Below are 25,090 nucleotides of genomic sequence, written 5' to 3'. Positions count from 1 at the left end.
AGATTGGGATTGAACTCGTGGGATAAGTTGAAGGAGTGGGAGGCGGGCACCTCCCACAGGGGCAGAGTTAGATTTCTCGACGGAAGCTAATTAGTGCGGCCGTGACCGCCACATTCAAGCTTTCCACATCGTTTTGCATGGGGATACGCACCAGTTCATTGCACTGAGCTGCGACGGCATCGCTAACACCGCGGGTTTCATTGCCCAGCACAAAAATTGTGGAGACTTTACTGGAGACCTCTTTTAAGGTCGTCTGGGCGTGGGATGACAGCCCGCAAACCTGAGCCCCCGCTTCGCGGAACTCCCCCAGGGTGGCTGCCAATTTGTCACAGCGCAAAACCCGGGTTTTAAACAGGGTGCCTGTGCTGGCTTTGATAACGAGGGGGTCTATCTGTGCACAGCCTTTCTTTGGCAGGATGATTCCATCAATGCCGCCGGCACAGGCTGAGCGAATAATCATGCCCAGGTTTTGAGGGTTGGTTATGCCATCCAGGGCCAGGAGTTCATAGGTGTTTTTGTGCTCTGGGGCTGCAACCTTCTGTAAAAAGTCCTCCGCTCTGCCGTAGTGCGGCAGGGCCAGGTCGAGGGCTACACCTTGGTCCTGACGGGAATTCTTCGAAATCCGGGACAGGCCCTTGCGATCCCAGTAAGCAATTTCAATCTGACGCTCTTCCGCCAGGGTTTCCATTCGCTGGATTAGCTGGTCGCGCCGGTTGCTGCTGGCCAGATGTAATTTATGGACGGGTACAGATAAATCCTCGAGAGCCTCGAGTACAGGCTTGCGCCCATAAATTGTAAGGAGGCTATCGAAGAAGGCTTTTTTTTCCAGGTATTCGGAGGAGTCTTTCACCGCGTTGGCTCACTCAGCAGTTCGATCAATCTGGCTGCGCTCTCAGGTGAGAGCGAGCCGCGCCGCGCCAACTCTACACAGGCGAGGCCCAGATGGCGATAGCAAAGTGCCAGTTGGCTATCTACTGATGCAAGGCTTTCCACCTGGGCTCCAACGGTTTCCACATCCCCCCTGGCAATGGGACCTGTCAGCGACCTCTCTGGTCCCAGCTCCAAATTGTTTTGCAGAGTCTGTGAAACAATCGGCGCCAACAGGCGAAGAGCACTGTCCCGCTCTATGCCAGCGGCTGCAAAGCTTTGTAAGCTCAGGTCCATTAGGGTGGTGAGGTAGTTGGAGGCGATCACTGATCCAGCGTGGTACAGAGACTTGTTGAGGGGATCAATAGCCAGTGTTTCACAGCCAATGGCTGCAAAAGCCACAGAAATAACCTCTACTGCATGGCTATCCCCTTCGACAGCGACGCTGGTTTTGGCAAATGTTTGCAGTGAGGTTTCCGGTTCGGCAAAACTGTGAACCGGGTGAGCACTGGCAACCAGAGCGGGTCTCAAGGGGGCTAGTTCTTTAGAGCTGAGAGCGCCACTGCAGTGGAATATAATAGTGCGCTCGTCGACCAGCCCGCTATCGGCAAGTTTCTGCGCAAATATAGCGATTTCACTATCGATACAACCAATCAGCCATAGGTCTGCTGAAGGCATTGCTGAGAGGGAATCGACAGCATTGCCTGCACCGATAAATCGACAGGCACTTTTTCCACTTTCGAGACTGCGGTTGTAAATTGACTGTATCTCGAATACACCGCTCTCCTGCCACAGCCGCCCCAGGGTTTTGCCAAGGCGGCCCGCGCCAATAATATTGAGGCTTTGCATCAGCTACCAGCGAGGCAGTCGACGTAGGCGTTAACGGCATTCTCCAGGCCCATGCTGATAGCATCGACAGTAAAGGCGTGGCCTATGGAGACTTCCTGCAAGCCCGGTAATGTTCGATAGCGCGGTAGGTTAACCAGGTTGAGGTCATGGCCGGCATTAATCCCCAGTCCCAGCTGATGTGCGTGCTCAGCGGCGGCACAGTGGGCAGAGAAAATTGTTTCCAGCTCTGGGCTCTGTTTGGTTACGGCTTCGGCATAGGGGCCTGTGTAGAGCTCAATACGGTCAGCCCCGACCTGTTTGGCCAGGCTGATCTGGTCCAGGTCTGGGTCCATAAACAGGCTGACACGTATCCCGGCATTTTTAAGTTGATCAATTATCGGAACTAATCGATCTCCATCCTGTTTGAGGTCAAAGCCGTGGTCAGAAGTGAGCTGATCATTGGTGTCGGGGACCAAAGTGCATTGGTCTGGTTTGGTTTCCAAAGCCAGTGGTATTAGACCGGGGTAGTCCCCCAGGGGAGCGGCGAAGGGGTTGCCTTCAACGTTGAACTCTATGTTCTTGCGGCTGGCGCAGAGTTTTGCCAGGTCGCGCACATCCCCTGGACGAATATGTCTTTGGTCTGGGCGGGGGTGTACAGTCAGCCCCTGGGCTCCGGCATCAAGGCAAGTGCGTCCGTGGGCGATTACGTCGGGAAAATTGCCCTCGCGGGAGTTGCGGATTAAGGCAATTTTATTGAGGTTTACGCTGAGAGCGATCAATGCTTATTCTCCCTTGCTGTGTTCAGCGACTGTGTTGTCGCTGGTTGTAATTCGTTTTGCGGAAAGAATCCGAATCGGAGTATTGGGGGCCTCTGGGTGCCTGCGATAAAGGCCACGGGGTTCCCGCTCAATTTTTTCTACGATATCCATTCCCTCGATAACCTTGCCAAAAACTGCGTAGCCAGGTTTATCCTCGCTGGCATCCAGACGGGTGTTATCTACCAGGTTAATAAAAAACTGGGACGTGGCACTATCGGGATCGTTTGTGCGCGCCATGGAAAGGGTGCCACGCAGGTTTTGGAGTCCGTTAGCTGACTCGTTGGCGATAGCGTCGCGAGTTTCTTTTCTTTGGAAATCAAAAGTGAAACCACCGGCTTGGACGACAAATCCAGGCACAACACGGTGAAAGATAATTCCATCGTAGAAGCCGCTATCGGTATAAGCGAGGAAGTTCTCTACGGTGACTGGTGCTTGCTTGGCATATAGCTCAATACGAATAACCCCGAGATCAGTTTCTAGTTTCACCTGAGGGTTTTGGGCAAATAGCGGAAGGCTGAATAGAGTACAGAAAAGAAAAATAACTAATTTACGCATCATCCGTGTCCTTTGAGTGTCCGGGGGTAATCGGTTTACCTCTGTGCCAGCGTATGGTTGTAGGTAGAGAGAAAGTATTTGAATATCGCTGCCTGAGGGATGCTTTTCAACATTCCCACAGGCGTATAGTAAGCGATTTTGGTTGTAGCGAGGGAGATCAGTTGGCCCACTCGGAATTGCGTTTGCGCGGGCGCACATGGGGGGCAATCATCGCCAGAATAGCGCCTAATACAACGGATAGGGCACCGTACACTTGCCACTTGCGGGCATCGCTACCGGACAGACGCTGAATTTCCGCTTCCGCCATGCTTTTTTCCTGTTTCAGTAATTCGTACTGATGCAGGAGTTTTTGATGGCGATCGTTGAGCGATATTGCGTCGGCAGAAAGGGATTTCAGGCTCTTGAGTTCGGCGGCCAATTCCTGGCTCTGCTGCTGGGCAGAGGTCAGGGCGCTATTCAGTTCGCCGTTTTCTGTCTCCAGCCGGCGAACTTCTCCCCCCAGGTTACCTTCCATTTTTTCAAAGCGGGCCAGGTTGGCTTCTGCAGTTGCCAGCTTTAGTTTTGCCACGGGCTCACTGACCAAGTATTGGCGTCTGATCCAGCCCTCAGTGCCGTTGGGGGTGCGCACTTTTGCCCAGCCGTCTGAGGCGGCATCTTCGAGCAGAGCCAGTTCGGTACCACTGGCCAGGCCGCGGTGCAGAATCCGGAATTCATTGCCTTTGCCAGAGCGCATGGGCACGTGAAGTTGGTCGGTAATATAGCGGGTCTCCGCTGCAAGTGCTGCTGGCGCTGAGTTCAACAGCGCTACGGCGAGCACACCGGACAGTAATTTCTTCATTGTGATGCAGCTTGTTAGTTAGAGTTTTTATCAGGGCAGTACAAGCTTGTAGGGCTTGACTGTAACCGACGCATAGACGCCTGCTTCGATATAGGGGTCACTGTCAGCCCAGGCTTTGGCCTCCTCCAAAGAGGGGAATTCAGCAATTACCAGACTGCCGGTAAAGCCGGCTTCACCGGGCTCTTCGCTGTCGATGCTGGGGTTTGGGCCGGCAGCCAGGAGACGACCTTCATCTTTGAGAAGGTTGAGTCGGGCCAAATGACCGGCGCGGGCTTTTTTGCGTAAAGGGAGACTATCGCTAACATCTTCACTGATGATTGCGTACCACATTGTTTTGAATGCTCTTGTTAGTTTTTTTAGGTGTTATTGCGCGACCATCACTTCTTCCAGCTTCAACCCGGTCAGCTTGCCGATACGGGAGAACAGGAAAAAGAGTGCACCCATCAGAATCAGGGTTGATGGGATCGCAATAACCAGATATCCATAGGCGGTCATTTCGCCCAGCTCGGTGTTGTAGGCCTCTGTGCCCGGCGGGCTGGTGACGATCATTTTGGCGAGAATGTAATTCAGCGCCGAGGAGAAAAAGAATGACCCGGCAACGATCCATGAAGTCTGGCGCAAAGTGCGGTCGAAGGCTGGCTGGTTACCATTGGCCTGTAATGACTCGGCGATCTTTGTCGTATTCAGAATTTGATCGTTGTACAGCAGGGTTTTGACCAGCGGCCAGCGGGTGTAAACGGATAGTGCCGTGGCAACACCCAGTAGGCCTGGGATTGCAGCTTCCTTAATCGCAATATACTGCGGGTCCAGCTTGAGCAAGCTGATGCCGCCAGTGAGCAGGATGCCAATAAACCCGAGGGCTGAGAAGAAATTGACCTTGCCCAGGCGCAGCAGGTCGCGAAGGCCATAGCCCAGCGGGAAGGCCAGGGCCACTATCAATGCCCAGGTTGGGCCCAACCAGTCATCCCCGGAAAGCTTGGTCAGTATCAATGTCGGAATAATGACATTGAAGGCAATATTGCTGAGAAACCCTTCCTTTTTAGGCTTCTCGGGAGATGTCGTGGTCGAATTCGTTTCGGTCATACTCAATTCCGGTGATAATGCCCGCTGGAAACTGGTGGGGCTGATTGCCCGTTCAATTTCCCCGCTGACAAAACTACTGTCAGACTTCGGCCCTGGCGAGTCACCTGTGAGTGACTGCTAGTCCGGGCCTTATCCCTGAAAACGCCGAGTGCCGCATAGACAGCGCAATAGGGCGATTGTTCCTGAAAAGACGGATATGGCGATCTTTTTCATCGTCGAACTGAGTGAGAGCCTGTTGTTGAAGACCCTTTCAGCCGATTTGAATACAGACCTGGTAGATCTGCACTGCCACAGTACCGCGTCTGACGGTATTTTAAGTCCTGCGCAGCTGGTGTCGAGAGCGAAATCCCAAGGTGTGACGATGCTCGCCCTGACCGACCACGATACGGTCGATGGTGTGCCTGAGGCTCAACAGGAAGGTGACTGTTTGGGCGTAGATGTGGTGGCGGGGATTGAGTTCTCCAGTCTTTGGGGGCGTAGACCCGTACATATTGTAGGCCTGAACATCAATCCCGAATCGGGGCCTCTGCAAGAAGCCATTCAGCTGCGTGAGCAGTTGCGCGAGGAGCGGGCAGAGCGTATCGCGGAAAAGCTGGAGAAGCGTGGCTTTAGCGGTGCCTTGGAGGGTGGGCGCGCCCTGGCGGGTGACTCCGTATTGGGTAGACCCCATTTCGCGCGATGGCTGGTGGAAGCTGGTCATATAGATGATACCGGTAAGGCGTTTAAGCGTTACTTGGGGGCTGGCAAAGTAGGAGACGTAAAGGTTGAGTGGCCCCAGTTAGGTGAGACCATCGCTACTATTCACAGTGCTGGTGGTTGTGCGGTATTGGCCCATCCGCTTAAGTACGGATTGACCCGCACACAGTTATTGCGACTGCTGGGGGCTTTTCTTGAAGAAAATGGGGATGCGATAGAGTTGCTGTGCGGTCGGCAAAACCCGACACAGACCCGAGAGTTAAAGAAATTGTTACTCTCGGCCGCGGAAGCGGCGGGCAAATCGATGCCATACTGCTCTCTTGGCAGCGATTTTCACCAGCCGGAGCAGCCCTGGCGTGAATTGGGTTGTGTCAGGTTGCCCGCAGACGTCGAGCCGGTGTGGAATCTGTGGCACACTCTGCACCGGGAACAGCGGGGTCACGTTTCGCTGCCCTAATTCCGGCTTGTGAATTGGGGGCCATCGTCCGGCTTTAAGCCTGGTGGATGGCAGTGAGGTATTTTCAATCGGTAAGGCTTTTGGGGGGCTTTGTGGCGCAGTTTTTTCAGATTCATCCGGATAATCCTCAAGGCCGCCTGATCACTCAGGCAGCAGAGATCGTCGCCCAAGGGGGCGTTATTGTTTTTCCCACCGATTCAGCTTACGCCATAGGCTGTCGACTGGGAGAGAAGCTGGCGGTTGAGCGCATTCGAGGGGTGCGCCAACTGGACAAGCAGCACAACTTCACATTGATGTGCCGAGACCTATCGGAGCTGGCGACCTATGCGAAGGTCGACAATCAGATGTTTAGGCTGTTAAAGAATCATACGCCGGGTTCCTATACCTTTATTATGCCGGCGACCGCCGAGGTGCCGCGCAGGTTAATTCATCCGAAGCGCAAGACCATCGGTATTCGCGTGCCGGATAATCCCATCGCCCTGGCCCTGATTGAAGAATTGGGCGAGCCGTTGATGAGCTGTAGCCTGATTATGCCCGGCGAAGAACAGCCCCTAACCGAACCTTACGATATCCGCGATACCCTGGAGCACCAAGTGGAATTGGTTATCGATGGCGGTTTCTGCGGGTTGGAGCCCACCACCGTGATCGACCTGACGGGTGATGAGCCCCAACTGATTCGCCAGGGATGTGGGGCAACTGACGAAATACTCGGCTGAAAGCTGCGGCGCCGTGTATAATCGCGCGTTTGCACGATTGAGGGTGGGGCAGGGTGTCCAGTGATGAGTTACTAGCAGAGGTCGAGGAGCAAGTGCTGGCCGAGGTTGCGGCGAGCGATGATGAAGCTTCTGCCCAGGCTGGCAATGCGGAATCGCCGGGCCAGGACTCGGATGAGGATTCCCCCCTGGCCTTGGTGCAGGGCGAAATCTTTAACGACCTCCCGCAGGATCTCTTTATTCCACCAGATGCTTTGGAAGTTGTTCTGGAGGCTTTCGAGGGGCCTCTGGATCTCCTGCTATACCTGATTCGCCGCCAAAACCTGGATATTCTCGAGATCAACGTCTCCGACATCACCCATCAATATATGGCGTATGTGGAGATGATGACGGCAATTCGCTTTGACTTGGCCGCCGAGTATCTGGTCATGGCCGCTATGTTGGCGGAAATAAAGTCGCGGATGTTGTTGCCGCGACCGCCTGAAGCGGAGGAGGAAGAGGGCGAGGACCCCCGCGCGGCTCTGATTCGCCGTTTGCAGGAGTATGAGCGCTTCAAAACTGCGGCTGAGGATCTCGATGAAATCCCCCGTGTTGGCCGGGATGTCCATCAGGCCAACGCAGAGGCTCCCGATCGAAGTATCACACGCCCCGACCCTGAAATTGACTTGAAAGAAGTCCTGGTCGCCCTGGCTGATGTGCTGCGGCGTGCGGATATGTTTGAGAGCCACCAGGTTGAGCGGGAGAAGTTGTCCACCCGCGAGCGTATGACCCAGGTGCTGGATAAGATCCGCCACGGCCAGTTTGTGCCATTTGTCAGCCTGTTTACCGTTGAGGAGGGTCGCCTCGGTGTCGTAGTGACCTTCCTGGCAGTGATGGAGCTGGTAAAAGAGTCTCTGGTGGAGCTGGTGCAGAATGAAGCTTTTGGCCCGATCCACGTGCGTGCTCGCGCTGCTACCCACAGTAGTGAAAGCGAAGACGGTACTGGCAGCGAGCTTGAGGATCAGACTCTCGAAGAGGTTGAAGATCCAGAGGACGCTGTAGAGGCCTCGGATAAAGCGTCGGAAATGTATTCGAGTTAGAAAATAGAAGATGACAATCGCCCCCGAATTACTGCGCAAAATCGTCGAAGGCGCCCTGTTGGCCGCTGGCCAGCCCCTCAGTGAAGAAAAACTGTTGTCTTTGCTGGACGAGGAAGAGCAACCCTCCAAGACTACCCTGAGAGATGTGCTTGAAGAAATCGCCCAGAGTTGTGCTGACCGAGGGTTTGAACTGAAGAAAGTCGCGACTGGTTGGCGTTTTCAAGTGCCGGAAGACCTGGCCCCATGGGTGAATCGGCTGTGGGAGGAAAAGGCGCAACGGTATTCCCGTGCTACCTTGGAGACCCTTGCCATTATCGCTTATCGACAGCCGGTAACCCGTGGTGATATCGAGGATATCCGCGGCGTTGCGGTGAGTTCGCATATTGTTAAAACCCTGCTGGAGCGCGGTTGGATTAAAGTTGTGGGGCAGCGGGACGTGCCCGGTAAGCCGTCTCTCTACGCAACAACCCGGGAGTTTCTCGATTATTTTAATTTGAGCACCCTGGATGATTTGCCGACTCTGGCGGAGATCCGCGATATCGAGAGTCTGAACCAGATTCTGGAGCAGGAAGGTTTGCCTCCAGAGCCGGTTCCCGAGGAGGGAGAGTCCGAGGTGGACAATAGTGCTTCGGAAGGCTCTGAGTCAGAGCAAGGCTCCGAGGCAGAACCCTCTACTGAAGCCCCTGCGGCCGAACATGAAGATATAGACGATGCCCTGGTAGAGGCTTTGGCTGAGGAAGTTGCTGCTGAAGCATCAGGCGCCGAGTCCGAGTCCGAGTCCGAGTCCGAGTCCGAGTCCGAGTCCGAGTCCGAGTCCGAGTCCGAGCCCGGAGTAGACGCCGAAGTAGCGCCCGCCGAGACGGATGCAGAGGAAGACCCAGTGGAAACTGCGGCTGCAGAGATCCAGTGGGAAATGGAGCAGGAAGACTCTGAAGATGATTTGGAGTTGGATATAGATGTTGATCTTAGTGAAGAGAGTGAACTTCACAGTGATGAGGAAAGCAGCGCTGAATCGCTGCAAGCAGAAGAAGAGAGCGAGGACTCTCTAACGGCAACGTTACCACCCAGCAGTATGTTTGCCGAAGACGACACAGCTGAAGAGGTCGCCGAGAAGTCGGTGGAGGCAAATGCTGATGTCGATGAAGATTCCAAAGAAGTAGTACAAGTGGAAAGCACCACCCCATGAGTGATGGTACCCCGCCAGCAGGCGAGAAATTACAGAAAGTATTAGCACGCACCGGCCTCGGTTCGCGCCGTGAAATGGAGCGCGCAATTGATGCGGGCCGCGTAACCGTAAATGGAAAAGTGGCGGAGCTCGGCGAGCGTGTAACCGACGCGGATCATATCGAGTTTGATGGTAGCCGGCTGCCTTCGGCAGAGCAGAATCGCTGCCGGGTAATACTCTACAACAAACCGGTTGGGGAAATATGCTCCCGCCACGACCCTGAAGGCCGCCCGACGGTCTACGATCGCCTGCCGAGACTGAAAACCGGCCGCTGGATTTCTGTTGGGCGTCTGGATTTCAACACCAGTGGTTTATTGCTGTTTACCAATAGCGGAGAGCTGGCCAATAAATTAATGCACCCCTCCTCGGTAATCGACCGCGAATATTTGGTTCGAATCCAAGGCGATGTGGATGAGGAAATGAGGCGGCGTCTGCTCAAGGGCGTGTTGTTGGATGATGGGTCGGCGCGCTTTACCGACATTGTAGAGAGTGGTGGTGAAGGTAAAAACCGCTGGTTCTACTGCGTAGTGATGGAGGGCCGCAACCGCGAGGTACGTCGTCTGTGGGAGTCCCAGGGAGTTAGAGTTAGCCGCTTGAAGCGTGTGCGCTACGGCAGCGTCTTTATTCCCTCCCATGTGCGCGTCGGGCAGTGGATTGAGATGGAGCCCCGCGAGATCGATGACCTCTGCGTAACGGCGGGAATGCCGAAACTGGGCCAGCGCCCATTGACCCAGGGTGAGAAACAAAATCTGGAGCGCCAGCGCAGGAAGTTGCGCAAGTCGCCAGCACCGGCTGCTCGGCGCAATCGGCCGAAATTAGGTTAGAAGTAAAAAAGCCCGCACTAGCGGGCTTTTTTATATATAAGGCAATGCTAAAAAATGGCAGCAGAGACATAAGTGGCGAGTGATTAACCCATAGTTTTCGAATTGAGTTTAGCCGTATATTTATTTGCAGATCTCACCCTTCACTCGTTGGCACAGCAATTTACTTTCCCTTCTTCAAAAAACACTGAACTGCCGAAAGTGGTTTTCGGTACACCCGCAGTGTCCGGATTTTCATTTTTCTATTTTTATTAATTAATAATATTTCGACAGTTTGTCGAGTCCTGTAAGAAATATAGAAAATATCAAATGTTGTGAATTCAGTCCGTAGGCTTCCACAATTCATTCACTTTTGCGGGCTACTTTTTTGATTTTTACGGCATTAAGTAATGCATAAAAAATTAAGTGAGTTTTTTTGACGATTTTTTATGGTTTTCTCGATTTTTTTTGTGGTTGTGAAATGTTGATAAAGTCCCTGTATTTTTGTTGATGATTGTTGGGCGCTTTTTTAAAGCTTTTCTTGTAGGTGTTTTGCTTGATTAGAGAAAGATGATTGTACATATGAGGGCTTTTTGAGTGCTTCTTCTGGTGGGGTGGTCTGATTGTGGGTGTGTTGCTTCGATTGCTCCATCCTGAGTGTCAATCTTGTTGTTTGCCTTGTCTTTTCGGTGTAAGGAGGTGCGCTGTGTCGGGTTGGGTTTTTTGACTGTATTGAGCGGTCAGATTTCCTGTCGATATTTAATGGTATGAAGTTATTTCTTTATAAATAAAAAATAAGGAGTGGTTTTGTGAAGCTAAAAAGCTATTTTGCGACTGGGGTTTTGTCCTGGCTGAGCGTTGCGAGTGCCGTGGCGCAACAGCTCCCCGAGCGTGAATATGATGCAGAAGGTGATGCGCTGAACTCTGCTTATACAGTCTCAGAAGAGGGATGGATTCTAAATACAGATAGAGAGCGTGCTCGCTATATTTTCAAGAGCAACGGTAATCGCCGGGTGCTGGTGAATGTCCAGAGGATTGAATCGGTCAGGGTTAATGGAAAAGAGTACACGAAGATTACTGCCTCAGGTATTCCCAATTATCAGATTGATATCACTCGGGAAATATTTGATTCACTTGTTGATCGTCCCAAAGCATTTTCCGACTTCCTCAATGGTTATCCCTCTGTTGAAGTGGGGGATAGCGTCAGCTTTGCACAGGATATTGGCTATCGCAGCAATGACACTTGCGCTGCTGGGGCAGGTTACGGTTTTTGGCCACCGGGACCCGTCTGCCCGGAAGAAGTTTCCCACGAGGGTTATTTCCCGGTAGAGCCGGAAGTGGCAACAGAACCCTGTGAATCAGGTCTTGGTGCTCAGGGGTATTGGGTCAACGGCACCTCTATTTATCAATGGAGTGACGGGCAGAGGGTCAACAATATCTGGCACACCCTGGCTCCTGTAGCCGAATTGTACGATGTGGATATTTGTGCGGGCCACGCGGCAAATGGCGACTATCACCACCATGTTTATAGTAATTGTTTGGCAGATATCGTCGGTGATACTGCGGATGGGCACTCTCCCATCTATGGGTATACCGCCGATGGCTACGCTATCTATGGTCCATGGGAGGATGCTGGTGTATTGGCAAAAAGTAGCTGGGCAATTCGTAATTACGATAACCCGAATTCAGCTACGGGTTGCGGTGTTGCCGGTCGGCGCAACTGTTTGTTAGTTGATGAATACAATGTCGATCGCGGCGTTACATATACGAATTACGCAGGCCCTGATACCAGTGATAGCTATACATCCCCCTCTGGCAATCAGTTTGAGACTGTCTCAGGTTTCTTTTACGAGGATTACTACTGGGATGAAAGTTTGACTGATCGGGGCGGGGCCTATCTCGATCAATTCAACGGTCACAGCGATAATCAGCGCGGCTACCATTATCATTTGACGGTGACTGAGGATAGTAGCGGCCAATTGATTCCAGCTTTCCCGTATACGTTTGGCCCGCGTTTTGCTGGCAAGTTGGATAGCGAGGGAGTCGTGAATCGCTGCTGGGAGTATTAACTCATATTTAATCTAGGGGGCCTCTGACAGCCAGAGGTATCACGGAGTTATTCAGGGGCTCCTACAGGAGTAAATATTCAATGAAAATGCATTGGTATTTTATCGCCGGGGTTTTGCTCTTGGGCGCAGCTGTTCCGGTGTCGTCACAGGTGGCCCAGACAAATTCTCACGCGGGACACAATGGCGATCAGCACCCCCTGATTGAGATACCGGTACATGTCGCAGTGCCCAGGATTGAGCTGGATATCAGTCGGGATGACCTGTCGGGCTACAACCTCCATATTGATTACGATCGGTTTGAACTGGAATCCCCGCGCTTTGCCGGTGAGGAAGGTGAGCCATTTTTGGAGGGGCATGCACATTTATATATTAATGGCAGCAAGGTCCAGCGACTTTATGCTGCAGATCTGCATATTCCAGAAAAATTATTGCAGTCCGGGTTTAATCAAATTACCGTGACCTTTAACGCCCACGACCACAGTACCTGGAGTCGTGGGGGAAAGCGGATCTTGGCCACTCTGTTTATCCAGCGCGATAAGCCGGAGCTGGTAGTGCACCACTTCTCCAGCTCTCCAATCCGATAAAGCCCTGGGCGGCTACCTGGAAAGGAGGTCGCTGCAGGAGCTGCGCTGAGGACTATTGTGGGGTTGCGGGTGTCTCTCCCGCCTCCTCCTCATTTTGATTGCGCAATTCATTGGGGATGCCTTGGGGGCCATCACCCATAGCGTCATCCACATCGGACGGAATATCTGAAACTGAATCGGTAGAGGTTCCGCCGGAGTTGTTATTTTCCGGTGCGGTTTCAACCAGGTTCTTTAGTTTTTCCAATCCTTGCTCATAGGACTCTCCCACCATTTTTTTCACTGCCAGACCCATCCAGCGCTCTCTGGGGCCACCGCCGGTATCGCTGTGGAAGTTCCAGGTAAGAAGGGTGCCGCCATCCTTTGGTTCCAGCTGGAATTCTGCTGTGGCCTGGCTGCCATCGCCAAAATCCAGTTTGGTAGCGACCACAGAATCTCGTTTGCTGGCAAAGATGGTTTGACTGCCGCTTCCAGCTTTGGAGTTTTCACCGCGCCAAGTCATTTTGGCACCGACGCCTTCTTGGGGACCGCTGTACTCATAGAGTACCGAGGGGTCGATGTGGCGCCATGGGGACCACTCGTTGAATTTGTGAAAATTATTAACGTAGGGGAAAACCACTCGTGGTGGTTTGTTGATAAATACGCTGCGATGAACAGTGACTTCGCGTGGGAATAAATATCCCGCGAGCACGAGAATTACCAGGGCAATAAGAATATAAATAATCCAGCGCATAGCGGGTTCCTTTGCTATTTGCGGGTGCAAGGAAGCAACCGCCAGAAAACTCTGGCGGTAGAGATGCTTATATTAGCTGCTGCGATGCTTAATCGTCGGCAATATGTAGCAGGGGGAGCTTAATCTCAACACACAGGCCCGCATCCCGGCTGTTTTTGGCGCTGATACTTCCCTGGTGATGCAGGATGGTGCGCTGGGCGATAGCGAGTCCCAGTCCAAAGCCACCACTTTCCCGGGTGCGTGCACTATCTGTGCGATAGAAGGGGCGGAAAATAGCCTCCAATTCCTCATCTGCTACGCCGGAACCTGAGTCAATGACTGAGATGGTGCAGGAATCTGAAGATTCTTTAATCAACACCTTGACCCGGCCGTGCTCGGGACTGTACTTGATTGCGTTGCGCAGGATGTTCTCCAGGGCAGCGGTCAGGGAGCTGCCCCGGGTTGCGACAAGGAGCTCTTCCCCTTCGGAGCGAATTTCAAAGGATAGGTCTTTGTCAGCAGCTTCGCTGTGGAGGTCTTCCGCCAGGGCGCTTATCAGGGCATTTACTTCCACTACGTCATCCAGGGGGCGCTGCTCCTGGCTGCTAATAGGAAGTGATAGCACGTCGGCAATAATATCTTCCAGGTAATCCGCTGCCTTGCCGATTTTATCCAGTTCTGTATTGAGCCCGTTAATTTGCTTTTGGCGGGCGATGGCCAGTGCCACTTGCAGGCGCGCTAATGGCGAGCGCAGTTCGTGAGAGACATCCTTGATCAGGCGGCGCTGCTCGGACATCGACTCCTGAAGCTGGGCAGTCATGGAGTCGAAGTCCAGGGCCAGGTCAGTCAGTTCATCATTTCGAGACTTCAGGGATGGAGTCACGCGGTAATCTAGTTCGCCGGCAGCGACACGCTTAGTGGCGGCACGCAACTGTTCAAGAGGGCGGCTCAAGTAGCGGGCTAACCAGTAGCAAGCTAGACCTGAGGCAATCATGGAAAGCAGCAACATTGGCCAGAAGTTGCGCCACAGGAAGCGCAGTAATAGCCCTTCCTTGCTATCCCCAGCAACGACGACGATACGCAGGGGGTCTCCGGTGCGCAGCGGCAGGAAGAAACCTACAGTGGGCTTGTTATTTACCAGTTTGTGAGCTTCGCGATTGCGGTAATCAAGGCTGTCGATCAACGAGCCCATATTTGATGGCACTTCTCGACCGAGGATGTCGTTGCCTTGTTGATCAACCGCATAAACCCGCCGTTTGACTTTTTTGGGGGCTTTCTCGAGCCAGTGCTGGAATTGTTCGGGACCGTGACGGCGGGCGATTCGCATATTTCGCATGACTTCGCGAAATAGGGCGGGGCCCTCCCAACGTTCCTCTTGTCGGGGATCGCCGAATTCACCGAAGTGGGTAATGTAAATGGCGGCTACAACCATCACCATGGCGGTGATCCAGGCCCCAAAGAACATTTTCCAGAAGAGACTGCGCATCGTGGAAAACCTACTGCTTGCTCTGGGTGAGCATATATCCGGCACCTCGGATATTGATAATTAGGTCGCGGCTGGCACCTTTATCCGCGAGCTTCTTGCGAATGTTACTGACATGGACATCGATTGAGCGGTCGTAGGGCATCAGCTTACGGCCAAGGGCACTTTCAGTGAGAACCTCTTTGCCAACCACTTCGCCGGCATGCTGAACCAGTACCTTGAGCACGGCGAACTCTGCGCCGGTCAGAGCCAAAGCTTGATCATTCCAATAGCCCTGATGCTCTGCAGGCAGTAGTCGAATCTGGCCGCTGCTAAGACTGTCGTCGCTTTCTTCAGCTTCGACTCGGCCGCGGCGGAGCACTGCACGCAGTCGGGCCGCCAACTCCCTGGGATTGCAAGGTTTGGGCAGGTAGTCATCGGCACCCATTTCAAGGCCGACGATACGATCTACAGTGTCTCCTTTTGCAGTGAGCATCAAAACCGGCAGGGAGCGACTTGCTGCTGATGCCTCCTCCCTAAGTTTGCGTAGTACTTCAAAGCCATTGTGAACGGGCAGCATGACGTCCAGAACCAGAGCGTCAAAACTCTCGCTCTGAGCGAGCTCTAGCCCCCGGCCACCATCATTGGCAGCGGTTACTTGAAAACCCTCTCCGGTAAGGTACTCCCTTAGTAAGTCGGTGAGTTCGGTGTCATCGTCGATTAAAAGGATGCGGCTCATGGCGTTCTCTCAGTTTCTGTGTGGCCATTATATGCAAAGCGCTGGCGCTGGTTACCGCTGGGGATAGGGCTTTTTACCGTTCTTAACAAATGTTTACCGGCGTTTTCCCCCGTTTACACAAGCTGGGCTTACTATGTAGTCACTGAACGCGAACATGAGGACGAAGGGATGAAACACTGGAAACAAGCAATGGGAAGCTTGGCTTTGGTAGGTGTTCTGGTTGCCCCAGCGGCACTAGCTTTCGGAGGTAGTGAAGGTGATCAGGGGCGCGGATTTGAATATATGGTCCGCCAGCTTGAGCTGACCGAGGGTCAGCAGGCACAGTTAAAAGCTAACCGGGAAAGTAACCGCGAGGCGAGGATGGCACAGCACGAGCAAATGATCGAGCTGCGCAGGCAAATAGATGCGGCAATTGAGTCCGGTGCTGATCAAGCAACACTGGACCAGCTGGGTGACGAGCTCGGCAAGCTAAAGCTTCAGGAAATGCAAAACCGCAACAAAATGAAAGAACAGTTTAAGTCCATTCTAACTGATGAGCAGAAGGCCAAGTTAGAGCAGATTAAGAGCGAACGCAAAGCACGCCAAATGAAACGGCGTAGTGAAAGCTCTGCTAGCCAGGATACTGAGTCCTAGGCCCCCCAACCAACGACTCCTTGTGCGATCCGCTGGGTGCACCCTTCCCCAAGGCCCAGCAGGTTCATAACCCTTAGCCCCCGCTGCCCCGGGGGCATTTTTCTTTATACCTTCCGAAATCTGATCCAATAGGTAACTTGCTGAGCCCGGTTATTGCTGGGAGAATACGCCGCCTTGTAATTCAGTATGTAGCGGCCCGGATTGGGCGGAGAGGGTTGACTGTGAGTAAAATCGGCTTGTTCTATGGCAGTGATGAGGGTAATACCGAGTCTGTAGCTTTGCGTATTCGCGCCCGCCTAGGCGAAAGCAATGTAGACCTGTTTGATGTTGCTGATGTCACCCAGCTGGATATTGCTAACTACCAACATCTTATTTTTGGAATTCCTACCTGGGACTTTGGTCAGATTCAATCTGATTGGGAAGAGTTCTGGGAGGATGTGCAGGAAATTGATTTTACCGGTAAGACGGTTGCTCTATTTGGCCTGGGAGACCAGTTTGGGTACGGTGATTATTTCCTGGACGCGATGGGTATGCTTCACGATGTTATTGTGGAAAAGGGAGCCACTATAGTTGGTCTATGGTCCACGGAAGGCTATGAATATGAAGCCTCAAAGGCTGAGGTGGAAGGTGAATCAAAATTTGTCGGTCTGGCTATTGATGAAGACCAGCAGGAAGAGATGACCGCAGAGCGGTTGAATCGCTGGTGTCAGCAAATAGCTGAAGAGTTTGAGCTTGGCAGCGATGCTCTTGAGCTGGATGACTGATTCGCAATGAAAAGCTCCCTGTTATTCAGTGAATTTTGGCCTTGGCTGACAGAGCATACAAATTGTATTGTCAGGGCCGGGAGTAGTGATTCGGTAGTATACGATGATGATGACTACCACTGGCGCTTCACTGCTGAAGATGCTCGTACCAAGCTAGTTCAGGTAATGCGCGGTAAACGACCTGTCGCCGAGCTGTTTATTGAGCCTGAACATATAGCTGCTGTACGTATTTCTCCCGGGGAGCGGGGAGAGTACAACTTTGACCTGATAGCCGAAGTCCAGGGGCGCGAGCAGGTTGTTTATTACTTTGTTCTGACCCACTCACTGGAAGATGTGGATACGAAGCAAAATCCCTCCTCAGCCGCTCTCCATTAAAACCTCTGAATATTGTGGAAGTTATACAAGTTAGCCTTGTATAACTTCCGGAATAAATTTCTAATTTAAATGCTGCCCAACTCTCTTAATTCCCCAAATAACGATTAATTTGAAAAGTTGTTTACAGGCAGTACATTTTTAATTTGTATTTATTATAAAAATGCGCTTATAGAGAGTTCTTAACAAAGGTTTACTACAGTTATCCCCTGTTTACACGGCGCCCACTTACTATGTACTTACTGAATGCAAACGAGAGGGTTGAATGATGAAAAACTGGAGAACTGTAGTAGGTAGTTTGGCTTTGGCTGGCGTTGTAGCTGTACCAGCCGTTAGCATGGCATGTGATGGTAAAGGACGTATGGATGGTCGCGGTCATGGTCCAGAAAAAATTGCTAAAGAACTGGATCTGACAGAAGCTCAAAAGGATCAACTGAAAGAGCTTCGTGATTCCAACCGTGAAGGAAAAATAGCTAAGCGCGAAGAAATGCACAAAGCGTATGAAGAGCTACGTGAAGCAATTCGTGCCGGTGCGGATCAGCAGACACTGGCAAGCCTGGGAGCCGAGATTGGCAAACTGGAAGTCGCTAAAATGCAGGGCCGCAACCAGATGCGCACTCAATTTGAATCTGTATTAACAGATGAACAGCTGGCCAAATTGGAAACCTTGAAGGCTGAAAAAAAAGATCGTCATATGAAGAAATGGAAGGCATATCACGATCACGGTTGAGTGAGATTCATTTTGAAGTGATCGCGAAACCGAAAATATGTAGCCCCTGGTTGTTTGGGGCTACATTCTCAGTTTATTACTCTATCCTCTGCTAGGCTGCTTTTCGGCTGCCCCGATACCTATATGCTCGTCTAAAAACTCAAGAAGTTCCGTGTAGAGTTTCATATTATTTTCTTCAGTATAGAACCCGTGCCCTTCTCTTTTTACAAACAGAGTTTTAACAGGCTTGTTCATTTTTTTGAACTCTTTCACCATGGCTTTAGCGTGTTCAAAGGGAGCCCGTTGGTCTTCTTCGCCATGAATCAAAAATATCGGCAAATTGAGCTTTTCTAAGCTATAAAGGGGGAGTTCTCGTTGAGGAAGTTTTCATCCCGGCTGAGTTCTCGGTTTAAGTATGCAATTCCGCGATCCCTCTGCTTGATATCTCCTTTTGTATACATCATTTCTAAGTTATATATACCAACATAACCTGCCGCACACTTGTACAGGTTGGGGTGGCGAATAGGATTCATAAGTGCCGAGTAACCACCAAAGCTTGCACCATAAATACATATACGCTCAGGATCTGCGTAACCTTTTTCTATAGCCCATTTAACTGAGTCGGCAATATCTTGTTGAATCTTATTGCCCCATTCCTTTTCTCCAGCGGTATAGAACCCTCCACCGTATCCCGTTGAGCCACGAAAATTCATTTGCAGAACCAAGTAACCGTTCATGGATAATATTTGAGCGGTTTGATTGTAGGTCCAATAATCACGAGAATGGGGCCCTCCGTGAGGAATGACGACCATCGGCAGATTTTCTTTTTTGTTTTTGGGGAATGTTAAGTAAGTGCCAATGCGAAGCTTGTCTTCGGTTATAAATGAATCTGCAACCATTGGGTTGAGTGCTTGGGGGTCTAGCCACTCTGATGAGGAAATTAGGAAGTCAACTTTTTTGGTTTTAGTATTTACTAAGAAATAGTCTCCGGGAAGTCTATCGCCATATACCTTTAATATCCCCAAGGAACCATCAGTTGTAAAGCTTGTAAATAGAAGATTGTACCCATCAAAGGCCTTTTTTAACCCGCGGAAATATGCGGAAAATCCTTCGCCATCATCAAAGAAATATTCCTCAGGGTAGTCTGGGTAAAGATACACTCCGAGTGGTTTTAGATCTTTTGGATTGTAAATAATACCTTCGATATCTGAAATTTCATGTTGGAATACGGATTCGTATTCCATTGAATTGGTATCTACTTTAATAAGTTGTTCAGTATTGTCATTGTGATAAATCGTTAGATAGAACTCTCCGGTTTTTGGGTCTGAGCCAACAGGGGTGCCATTTTTTAATACAGGTTGGTCTACTAATTTCCAGCCATTTTCAGTCATTTGATAAAGTTGCTTATAGCTCTCTTCATTTACCCCTGTGGCAAATGCTATATTACCTTTATTATCTGTGTGGACAACTCCGTCAACCTCTGGAAGCTTAGCCACTTTTTTCTTGATACCACTGTAGATATCCAGCTCTAAAATCTCCCCAATAGCTTCTTGGTTTTGAGCCCATGGACGAGTGGATATCAATATTTTTTTATCTTTATGGATTAGAGGGTCCACCAAGTCAGCGTGTGCATATGTGGCTTTAGCTTTTTTGAAACGAGTGCCAGTTTGCATCTCCCCACTTGAGTGGCCAAAAATATTTTTGGCTTTTGTATTGTCGTAATTGATCGCATAGAGCGAACCATATGTGACAGGTGTTTCCAGTGAGGTTTGCCGGGATACTATCTCAGCAACAACCCGTTCATGGTTGGCCCAGAAAAAATCTCCTACCTCTTCCTCACCGCGAAAACGTAAAAGACCTGTAACTTTCCTTGTTTCCAAGGACATAAAAATGAGAACCCTCTCACCCTCATGGAGCTTTCGAATTGCTATATGCGTACCAGTTGGTGAGATTTTAACTTCTTGTATATCAGCATGACGTATCAAGTCATTCAGGGGGATTTGGCTGGAGAAGACAAAGGTGGGCCAGAGAAATAATAGAAATATTAGTTTGCGCATGATCTCGTCCATGTCTGTTGTTTCAGAGATTATGCGGTACAAATGGCGCTAGGAACAAGATTTCCCAGTGGGCTCAAAGAGCCCACTGGGAAAGTGTCAAAATATAATAAATTGAATGTTTATTTATCTTGCTACAAGGTCTTGGCTTTCTTGGTTGGGTTTGTGTTGATCAAACCAATAAAGAATAGAGGCAACCTTTGCTACTAATTGACTTGGCCTGGCAGCGATACTGTGAGATGCCCCAGGAATGCGAACCATGGCAGCATCAACATCATTGAGTTTTAGTGCTTGATAAAACTGTTCCGTTTCTGACATCGGTGTGCGGTAATCCTCTTCCCCGGTTAAGAGCATAGTGGGAGTGGTAACGTTTCCGACATAGGTGAGCGGTGAGCGACGGCGGTATTCCTCAGGTTTCTCCCAGGGCATCCCTGAGAACCAATAGCTGGTAAAAAACCTCGAATAATCAGCAGTTAAAACGAAGCTCTCCCAGTTGATGACAGGCTTGGCAACAACAGCAGCTCTGAAGCGATCGGTTTTGCCAATAATCCAGGCTGTCAGTGTACCCCCACCACTGCCACCGGTAACAAAAAGCTGCTCTTCATCAATATAACCTTGAGCAATTACTGCATCGACGCCAGAAATCAGGTCGTCATAATCCTGGCTTGGGTAGTTATGGTGAATTAAGTTGGCAAATTCATGGCCGTAGCCGGTGGAGCCTCGGGGGTTCGTGTATAGAACAACGTAACCAGCAGCGGCAAATAACTGGACTTCGGCGGAAAATCTGGGACCGTAATTAGAGAAGGGACCACCGTGAATTTCCAATAAGAGGGGATACTTCATCTTGGGGTCGAAATTGGGAGGGTAAGCGACCCAGCCCTGAATATCTCGGCCGTCAAAGCTCGATTTGTAGTTGATCTCCTCAACGTCTGCCATCTCGCGCAGTGGCATCAGGTCTTCATTGAGCTTGGTGAGTGCCTGGGTTTTGCCGTTGCGAGCTAGAGCCAGTTCGGCTGGGTTCTGAGGGGTTGTTTGTGTGTAGGCGATGTCCCCGCGTTTGGAAACTGCAAAATTGGCACCGGAGTAAGGGCGTCCCAGCGAAAGCCCTCCAGCGTTGCTGGCCATCAGGGTTTCGCTGGAACCAATTTTCTTGATGGCTATTTTGGTGGAGCCGTGATCGTCGTAGCTATAGGCAATTCGCTTGCTATCGTCTAGCCAGTGGAAGTTGGAGATGCTGCGATCCTTGGCAGTTTTTATTTTACGGTACTTCCCGCTATTGAGATCCAGGACGCGCAGAGTATGTTGTTGGTATCCGAGCTTTTGATCCTCAAAGCCTAAATAGGCCAGCTTCGTACCATCTGGAGACATCTGCGGGTGATGGTCGGGACCATAACGTTCGGTAATTTGCTCGATATTGCCGTTTTGTAGGCTCACCTTGTAAATTTCCGAGTTCATCAGCTCGATTTCGTGATCGGGATGACGATTGGCTGAGAAGTAAATTGCATCGTTATTTTTACTCCAGGCGAGACTGCTGTGGTGATCGTACTCGCCTTCGGTAAGCTGTCGAGGGGTACCGCCCTCTCGAGGGATCACAAAAACCTGTACATGCCCCTGCTTTAAATAGCCCATGCCATCTGAACGATAAATGCTGCTGTCGATAAACTGTGGTGGCTTAGCCCACTCTGCGCCTTCCGGGGCACTGGGGAGCTGTACTGGCAGAGGTTTGCTTTCCGGTACGAACATAGTGAAAGCTATTTGCTTACCATCCCGTGACCACTGGATATTGGAGGGGGATTTTGGCAGGTGAGTAATCTGCAGATTTTGGCCATTATCTAACCACAGCAGGTGGATCTGCGGGCTGCCACTGCGGGTGCTGATAAAAGCGATGGTCTTCCCGTCTGGGGATAGCTGTGGGGAGTAATCGGAGTAGTCTCCAGAGGTCAGAGGGCGGTGATCTTTGCCATCGGTACCGATACGCCAAAGGTTCGCGCGCTTGCCGTCTTTCATTTTGTTCATTGAGTTGCGGACGTAATAAATACTTTTCCCGTCACTGCTGAACTGAGGGCTACTCGCGTATTCGAGGTTAAATACATCCTCGTAACTAAAATTGGGTAGTTGGTTATCAGCGAGCGCAGGGCTGGCGATAAACATCGCTGCGACAATTTTTATTAGCCGGTTCATGATCTTTAGGCTCCTCCTTCTTGCTTCCTACAGGATACCTGAGGAAGGGGGGACAAAGGGAATGATCCGTTGACTGGTGTGCTCGATGGGATAATCCGTGATGGAGCAGCAGGATGGCTGACCTGCTACTCCGTTATTTGGCCGAATATACCTGTAAAATTTTGAATTAGTTGGTTGCCAAATCCTCGCTTTCATTTTCTCTATCGGGTTTGTGTTGATCAAACCAGTAGAGGGTCGAAGCTACTTTAGAGATTCTCTTGCTGGGTCTATCGGAAAAGTTATGGGATGTGTTTGGAAGGCGCACCATAGCTGCCTCTACATCATTTAACTTTAGTGCTTGGTAAAACTGCTCGGTCTCAGATATCGGGGTGCGATAATCGTTTTCTCCAGTCAATAGCATGGTCGGTGTCGCGACATTGCCAATATATGTGAGTGGAGAGCGGCGTCGATACTCCTCGGGGGCCTCCCAAGGCATCCCGGAAAACCAGTAGCGAGTAAATATTTTGGAGTAATCGGCAGTTAGAACAAAGCTCTCCCAATTGATTACCGGTGCGACAACTACCGCAGCCCTGAATCGTTCAGTTTTACCAATAATCCAGGCCGTCAGTGTGCCGCCGGCACTTCCACCTGTGACAAATAATTGATCCTCATCGATATAGCCTTGGGCGATAACTGCATCGACACCTGCCATTAGGTCATCGTAATCCTGGCTCGGGAAGTTGTGATGGATCAGGTTGGCAAACTCACTGCCGTAGCTGGTAGAGCCGCGAGGGTTAGTGTAGAGCACGACATAGCCTGCGGCGGCAAACAGTTGCATTTCGGCAGAAAAGCGCGGGCCGTAGTTAGATAGTGGGCCACCGTGAATCTCAAGTAACAGGGGGTATTTATTTTGGGGGTCGAAATTTGGGGGGTAGGCTATCCAGCCCTGGATATTGCGAGCATCGAAGCTGGACTTGTAGTTGATCTCTTCCACATGGGCCATATTGCGTAGAGGTATCAAATCACTGTTGATCGCCGTGAGAGTTTTTATCTTGCCGCCACGAGAAATTGCAAGTTCTGCGGGAATTTGAGGTGTGGTTTGTGTATAAACTACGTGTCCACGTTTGGATACAGCAAAATCTGAAAAACTATAGGGCGCGCCTAGTGTCAGTCCACCGGCGTCATCCGCTATCAAGGTTTCCTTTCCGCCAATTTTCTTAATGGCAATTTTGGTTGAGCCATGATTGTCATAGCTGTAAGCAATACGCTTACTGTCAGCGAGCCACTGAAAATCGGAAACGCTACGATCGCTGGCAGTTTTTATTAGCTGGTTTTTTCCACTAGCGAGGTCGATCACTCGCAAAGTGTTTTGGTGGTAGGAAAACCGCTGATCTTCATAGCCTAAATATGCCAGCTTTCTTCCGTCGGGTGAGATTTGAGGTTGAAAATCGGGGCCAAATCTTTCGGTTACTTGCTCAATATTTCCATCGTTGATATTTACCTTATAAATTTCTGAATCCAGCAGTTCAATTTCATGATTTGGGTGGCGATTCGCTGAAAAGTAAATGGCCTTATTATTTTTGCCCCAGCTGAGTTGGCTGTTGTGCTCGTAGTCCCCACTGGTGAGCTGACGGGGAGTACCTCCTTCATGGGAAATCATGAAAACCTGTGAATTGCCCTGCTCTAAGTATCCCTGGCCCTCAATGCGATATAAGCTCTTGTCGATAAACTGAGGTGTTTCTTCCCACTCGCCCCCTTCTGGTGGTGTGGGAAGCTCCACTGGCAGCGGTTTGCTCTCGGGCACGAACATGGTGAAGGCGATATGCTGACCATCGTGGGACCACTGGATATTTGATGGAGTCCTGGGTAGATGGGAAATTTGCTCACTTTTACCATTGTCCAGCCACAACAAATGTATCTGGGGCTTTCCACTCCTGTCGCTGATAAAGGCAATAGTTTTTCCATCTGGAGATAGAAGTGGGGAGTGGTCGTGAAAATCTCCGGAAGTTAAGGGGCGGTGATCTTTGCCATCATCGCTGATATACCAGAGGTTTGCCCTTGTGGTATCTGCCATTTTGTTCAGGGAGTTGCGCACGTAATAAATATTTTTATCGTTAGTGCCAAACTGTGGGTCGCTGGCATACTCCAGATCGAAGATGTCCTCGTAGCTAAAATTAGGTGAAGGGCCACTTGTATTTTCAGGGGCGGAAAATGCGGGGCTTGTAATAATCGCCGCAGCAATAAACTTTATAAACCTATCCATGGTCAGTGAGCTCCTTTTTATTGTTGGGTGGAGCATACCGAAGGGGCGGTATCAGAGGGGATAAATACGCTGAAATGCAATATTGAGGGGATAGTCAGTTTGTTTGGCGGATAAATCTACTGAAATCTTTCCTTTCCACCCAGGAAATCTGGGGCACCTCGCAAGTACACTTGGAGCTTTCGCCCTTTTCGAGCTTCCAGCCTGAGGTGGGTTAACTTATATAGGTATCTCTTTTAATATTTCTTGATAAATATATTTGAGGATACCCAAAAGTTTGCCTTAACCTTTTCGTCAGTATTATGAATGGTGGCATTTAGCAGCCCTGGTTTGCAGGGCCAGGGCGCGTATTGGGTTTACGCCGCAGGGGATTAACTACTACTGCGACGATTGAGACTGTATTGAAAAAGAGATTAAGTAACGGTACTTAGCGGCTATGGACCCCACTCCTTCATAGGTTGGTTGTTTCTACTACAAAACCCCGATAGCCTCGCAGGTCCTCTTGCAAAAGAGCGGCCTGAGTCTCGAGATTTTCCTAATTGTCTGGATGGCCGTTTGTTCGGTCAAAAGTGCAACTCAAAACTATCGAACATCTTTAGCCCTTGTAGCGAGGGAG

26 protein-coding genes are annotated in these 25,090 nt (G+C 50.7%); 12 read left to right on the top strand and 14 right to left on the bottom strand.

The window, feature by feature from the left end:
* Positions 1–67 precede the first annotated feature (67 nt).
* The 7 genes from rlmB to P0078_RS06850 all read right to left on the bottom strand — a co-directional run bounded on the left by rlmB (position 68) and on the right by P0078_RS06850 (position 4,989).
* Positions 68–850: a 23S rRNA (guanosine(2251)-2'-O)-methyltransferase RlmB gene (gene rlmB, locus P0078_RS06880; RefSeq protein ID WP_282933708.1), complete on the bottom strand. Its 783-nt coding sequence runs from the start codon at positions 848–850 to the stop codon at positions 68–70.
* The gene (locus P0078_RS06875) at positions 847–1,716 is read right to left on the bottom strand and encodes a Rossmann-like and DUF2520 domain-containing protein (protein WP_282933707.1); all 870 of its coding nucleotides are present in this window, start codon (positions 1,714–1,716) and stop codon (positions 847–849) included. Before P0078_RS06875 ends, rlmB begins: the two co-directional genes overlap by 4 nt.
* Positions 1,716–2,474 carry a pyridoxine 5'-phosphate synthase gene (locus P0078_RS06870; protein WP_282933706.1) on the bottom strand — a complete coding sequence of 253 codons (759 nt, stop codon included), beginning with the start codon at positions 2,472–2,474 and terminating at the stop codon, positions 1,716–1,718. Before P0078_RS06870 ends, P0078_RS06875 begins: the two co-directional genes overlap by 1 nt.
* A gap of 3 nt (positions 2,475–2,477) precedes the next feature.
* Positions 2,478–3,071: a peptidylprolyl isomerase gene (locus tag P0078_RS06865; RefSeq protein WP_444893164.1), complete on the bottom strand. Its 594-nt coding sequence runs from the start codon at positions 3,069–3,071 to the stop codon at positions 2,478–2,480.
* Between the two features lie 154 nt (positions 3,072–3,225).
* Positions 3,226–3,906 (bottom strand): TIGR04211 family SH3 domain-containing protein, encoded by a 681-nt coding sequence (locus P0078_RS06860; RefSeq protein WP_282933705.1) that lies wholly within the window; start codon positions 3,904–3,906, stop codon positions 3,226–3,228.
* A gap of 30 nt (positions 3,907–3,936) precedes the next feature.
* Positions 3,937–4,236 carry a YciI family protein gene (locus tag P0078_RS06855; RefSeq protein ID WP_108734042.1) on the bottom strand — a complete coding sequence of 100 codons (300 nt, stop codon included), beginning with the start codon at positions 4,234–4,236 and terminating at the stop codon, positions 3,937–3,939.
* Positions 4,237–4,269: 33 nt separating this feature from the next.
* Positions 4,270–4,989 carry a VC0807 family protein gene (locus P0078_RS06850; protein WP_282933704.1) on the bottom strand — a complete coding sequence of 240 codons (720 nt, stop codon included), beginning with the start codon at positions 4,987–4,989 and terminating at the stop codon, positions 4,270–4,272.
* Here P0078_RS06850 and P0078_RS06845 point away from each other — a divergent pair.
* From P0078_RS06845 to P0078_RS06810, 8 genes are all read left to right on the top strand, one after another.
* Positions 4,967–5,110: a hypothetical protein gene (locus P0078_RS06845; RefSeq protein WP_282933703.1), complete on the top strand. Its 144-nt coding sequence runs from the start codon at positions 4,967–4,969 to the stop codon at positions 5,108–5,110. The two genes, P0078_RS06850 and P0078_RS06845, sit on opposite strands and share 23 nt — an antisense overlap.
* A 75-nt stretch (positions 5,111–5,185) precedes the next feature.
* On the top strand, positions 5,186–6,142 hold the full coding sequence (locus P0078_RS06840; RefSeq protein WP_282933702.1) for a PHP domain-containing protein: 957 nt from the start codon (positions 5,186–5,188) through the stop codon (positions 6,140–6,142).
* A 92-nt stretch (positions 6,143–6,234) separates the two neighbouring features.
* Positions 6,235–6,858, top strand: a complete 624-nt coding sequence (locus tag P0078_RS06835) for an L-threonylcarbamoyladenylate synthase (protein WP_282933701.1) — start codon at positions 6,235–6,237, stop codon at positions 6,856–6,858.
* A gap of 53 nt (positions 6,859–6,911) precedes the next feature.
* Entirely contained in the window at positions 6,912–7,934 is a 1,023-nt protein-coding gene (locus tag P0078_RS06830; RefSeq protein ID WP_282933700.1) for a segregation and condensation protein A, read from the top strand.
* A 10-nt stretch (positions 7,935–7,944) separates the two neighbouring features.
* Positions 7,945–9,120 (top strand): SMC-Scp complex subunit ScpB, encoded by a 1,176-nt coding sequence (scpB, locus tag P0078_RS06825; protein ID WP_282933699.1) that lies wholly within the window; start codon positions 7,945–7,947, stop codon positions 9,118–9,120.
* Entirely contained in the window at positions 9,117–9,983 is an 867-nt protein-coding gene (rluB, locus tag P0078_RS06820; RefSeq protein WP_282933698.1) for a 23S rRNA pseudouridine(2605) synthase RluB, read from the top strand. Before scpB ends, rluB begins: the two co-directional genes overlap by 4 nt.
* A gap of 785 nt (positions 9,984–10,768) precedes the next feature.
* Positions 10,769–12,028, top strand: a complete 1,260-nt coding sequence (locus P0078_RS06815) for a YHYH protein (RefSeq protein WP_282933697.1) — start codon at positions 10,769–10,771, stop codon at positions 12,026–12,028.
* An 80-nt stretch (positions 12,029–12,108) separates the two neighbouring features.
* The gene (locus tag P0078_RS06810; RefSeq protein ID WP_282933696.1) at positions 12,109–12,612 is read left to right on the top strand and encodes a hypothetical protein; all 504 of its coding nucleotides are present in this window, start codon (positions 12,109–12,111) and stop codon (positions 12,610–12,612) included.
* 52 nt (positions 12,613–12,664) lie between these two features.
* Here P0078_RS06810 and P0078_RS06805 read toward each other — a convergent pair whose 3' ends face one another.
* From P0078_RS06805 to P0078_RS06795, 3 genes are all read right to left on the bottom strand, one after another.
* Positions 12,665–13,342, bottom strand: coding sequence for an SRPBCC family protein (locus tag P0078_RS06805; RefSeq protein WP_282933695.1), 678 nt, complete (start codon positions 13,340–13,342; stop codon positions 12,665–12,667).
* An 88-nt stretch (positions 13,343–13,430) separates the two neighbouring features.
* Positions 13,431–14,807 (bottom strand): ATP-binding protein, encoded by a 1,377-nt coding sequence (locus P0078_RS06800; RefSeq protein ID WP_282933694.1) that lies wholly within the window; start codon positions 14,805–14,807, stop codon positions 13,431–13,433.
* Positions 14,808–14,817: 10 nt separating this feature from the next.
* Complete coding sequence (locus P0078_RS06795) at positions 14,818–15,522, bottom strand: response regulator (protein ID WP_282933693.1); 705 nt, start codon at positions 15,520–15,522, stop codon at positions 14,818–14,820.
* A gap of 168 nt (positions 15,523–15,690) precedes the next feature.
* Here P0078_RS06795 and P0078_RS06790 point away from each other — a divergent pair, with 168 nt between their 5' ends.
* From P0078_RS06790 to P0078_RS06775, 4 genes are all read left to right on the top strand, one after another.
* Positions 15,691–16,155 (top strand): Spy/CpxP family protein refolding chaperone, encoded by a 465-nt coding sequence (locus tag P0078_RS06790; protein WP_282933692.1) that lies wholly within the window; start codon positions 15,691–15,693, stop codon positions 16,153–16,155.
* A gap of 221 nt (positions 16,156–16,376) precedes the next feature.
* Positions 16,377–16,919 (top strand): flavodoxin, encoded by a 543-nt coding sequence (locus P0078_RS06785; RefSeq protein WP_282933691.1) that lies wholly within the window; start codon positions 16,377–16,379, stop codon positions 16,917–16,919.
* Between the two features lie 6 nt (positions 16,920–16,925).
* Complete coding sequence (locus tag P0078_RS06780) at positions 16,926–17,294, top strand: hypothetical protein (RefSeq protein ID WP_282933690.1); 369 nt, start codon at positions 16,926–16,928, stop codon at positions 17,292–17,294.
* Between the two features lie 262 nt (positions 17,295–17,556).
* Positions 17,557–18,021: a Spy/CpxP family protein refolding chaperone gene (locus P0078_RS06775; protein WP_282933689.1), complete on the top strand. Its 465-nt coding sequence runs from the start codon at positions 17,557–17,559 to the stop codon at positions 18,019–18,021.
* An 81-nt stretch (positions 18,022–18,102) separates the two neighbouring features.
* On the opposite strand, the gene P0078_RS06770 is transcribed toward P0078_RS06775, so the two are convergent.
* The 4 genes from P0078_RS06770 to P0078_RS06755 form a co-directional block, all read right to left on the bottom strand.
* A complete protein-coding gene (locus P0078_RS06770; RefSeq protein ID WP_282933688.1) occupies positions 18,103–18,339 on the bottom strand; it encodes an alpha/beta hydrolase family protein in 237 nt (78 codons plus the stop codon).
* An 11-nt stretch (positions 18,340–18,350) separates the two neighbouring features.
* Positions 18,351–20,057, bottom strand: a complete 1,707-nt coding sequence (locus P0078_RS06765) for an alpha/beta hydrolase family protein (protein ID WP_282933687.1) — start codon at positions 20,055–20,057, stop codon at positions 18,351–18,353.
* A 123-nt stretch (positions 20,058–20,180) separates the two neighbouring features.
* A complete protein-coding gene (locus P0078_RS06760) occupies positions 20,181–22,235 on the bottom strand; it encodes a S9 family peptidase (protein WP_282933686.1) in 2,055 nt (684 codons plus the stop codon).
* A 166-nt stretch (positions 22,236–22,401) separates the two neighbouring features.
* Positions 22,402–24,477 carry a S9 family peptidase gene (locus P0078_RS06755; protein WP_282933685.1) on the bottom strand — a complete coding sequence of 692 codons (2,076 nt, stop codon included), beginning with the start codon at positions 24,475–24,477 and terminating at the stop codon, positions 22,402–22,404.
* Between the last annotated feature and the right edge of the window lie 613 nt (positions 24,478–25,090).

This window comes from Microbulbifer sp. VAAF005 (assembly GCF_030012985.1).
Taxonomy (GTDB): domain Bacteria; phylum Pseudomonadota; class Gammaproteobacteria; order Pseudomonadales; family Cellvibrionaceae; genus Microbulbifer.
This window is presented reverse-complemented; position numbering and strand designations above follow the sequence as displayed.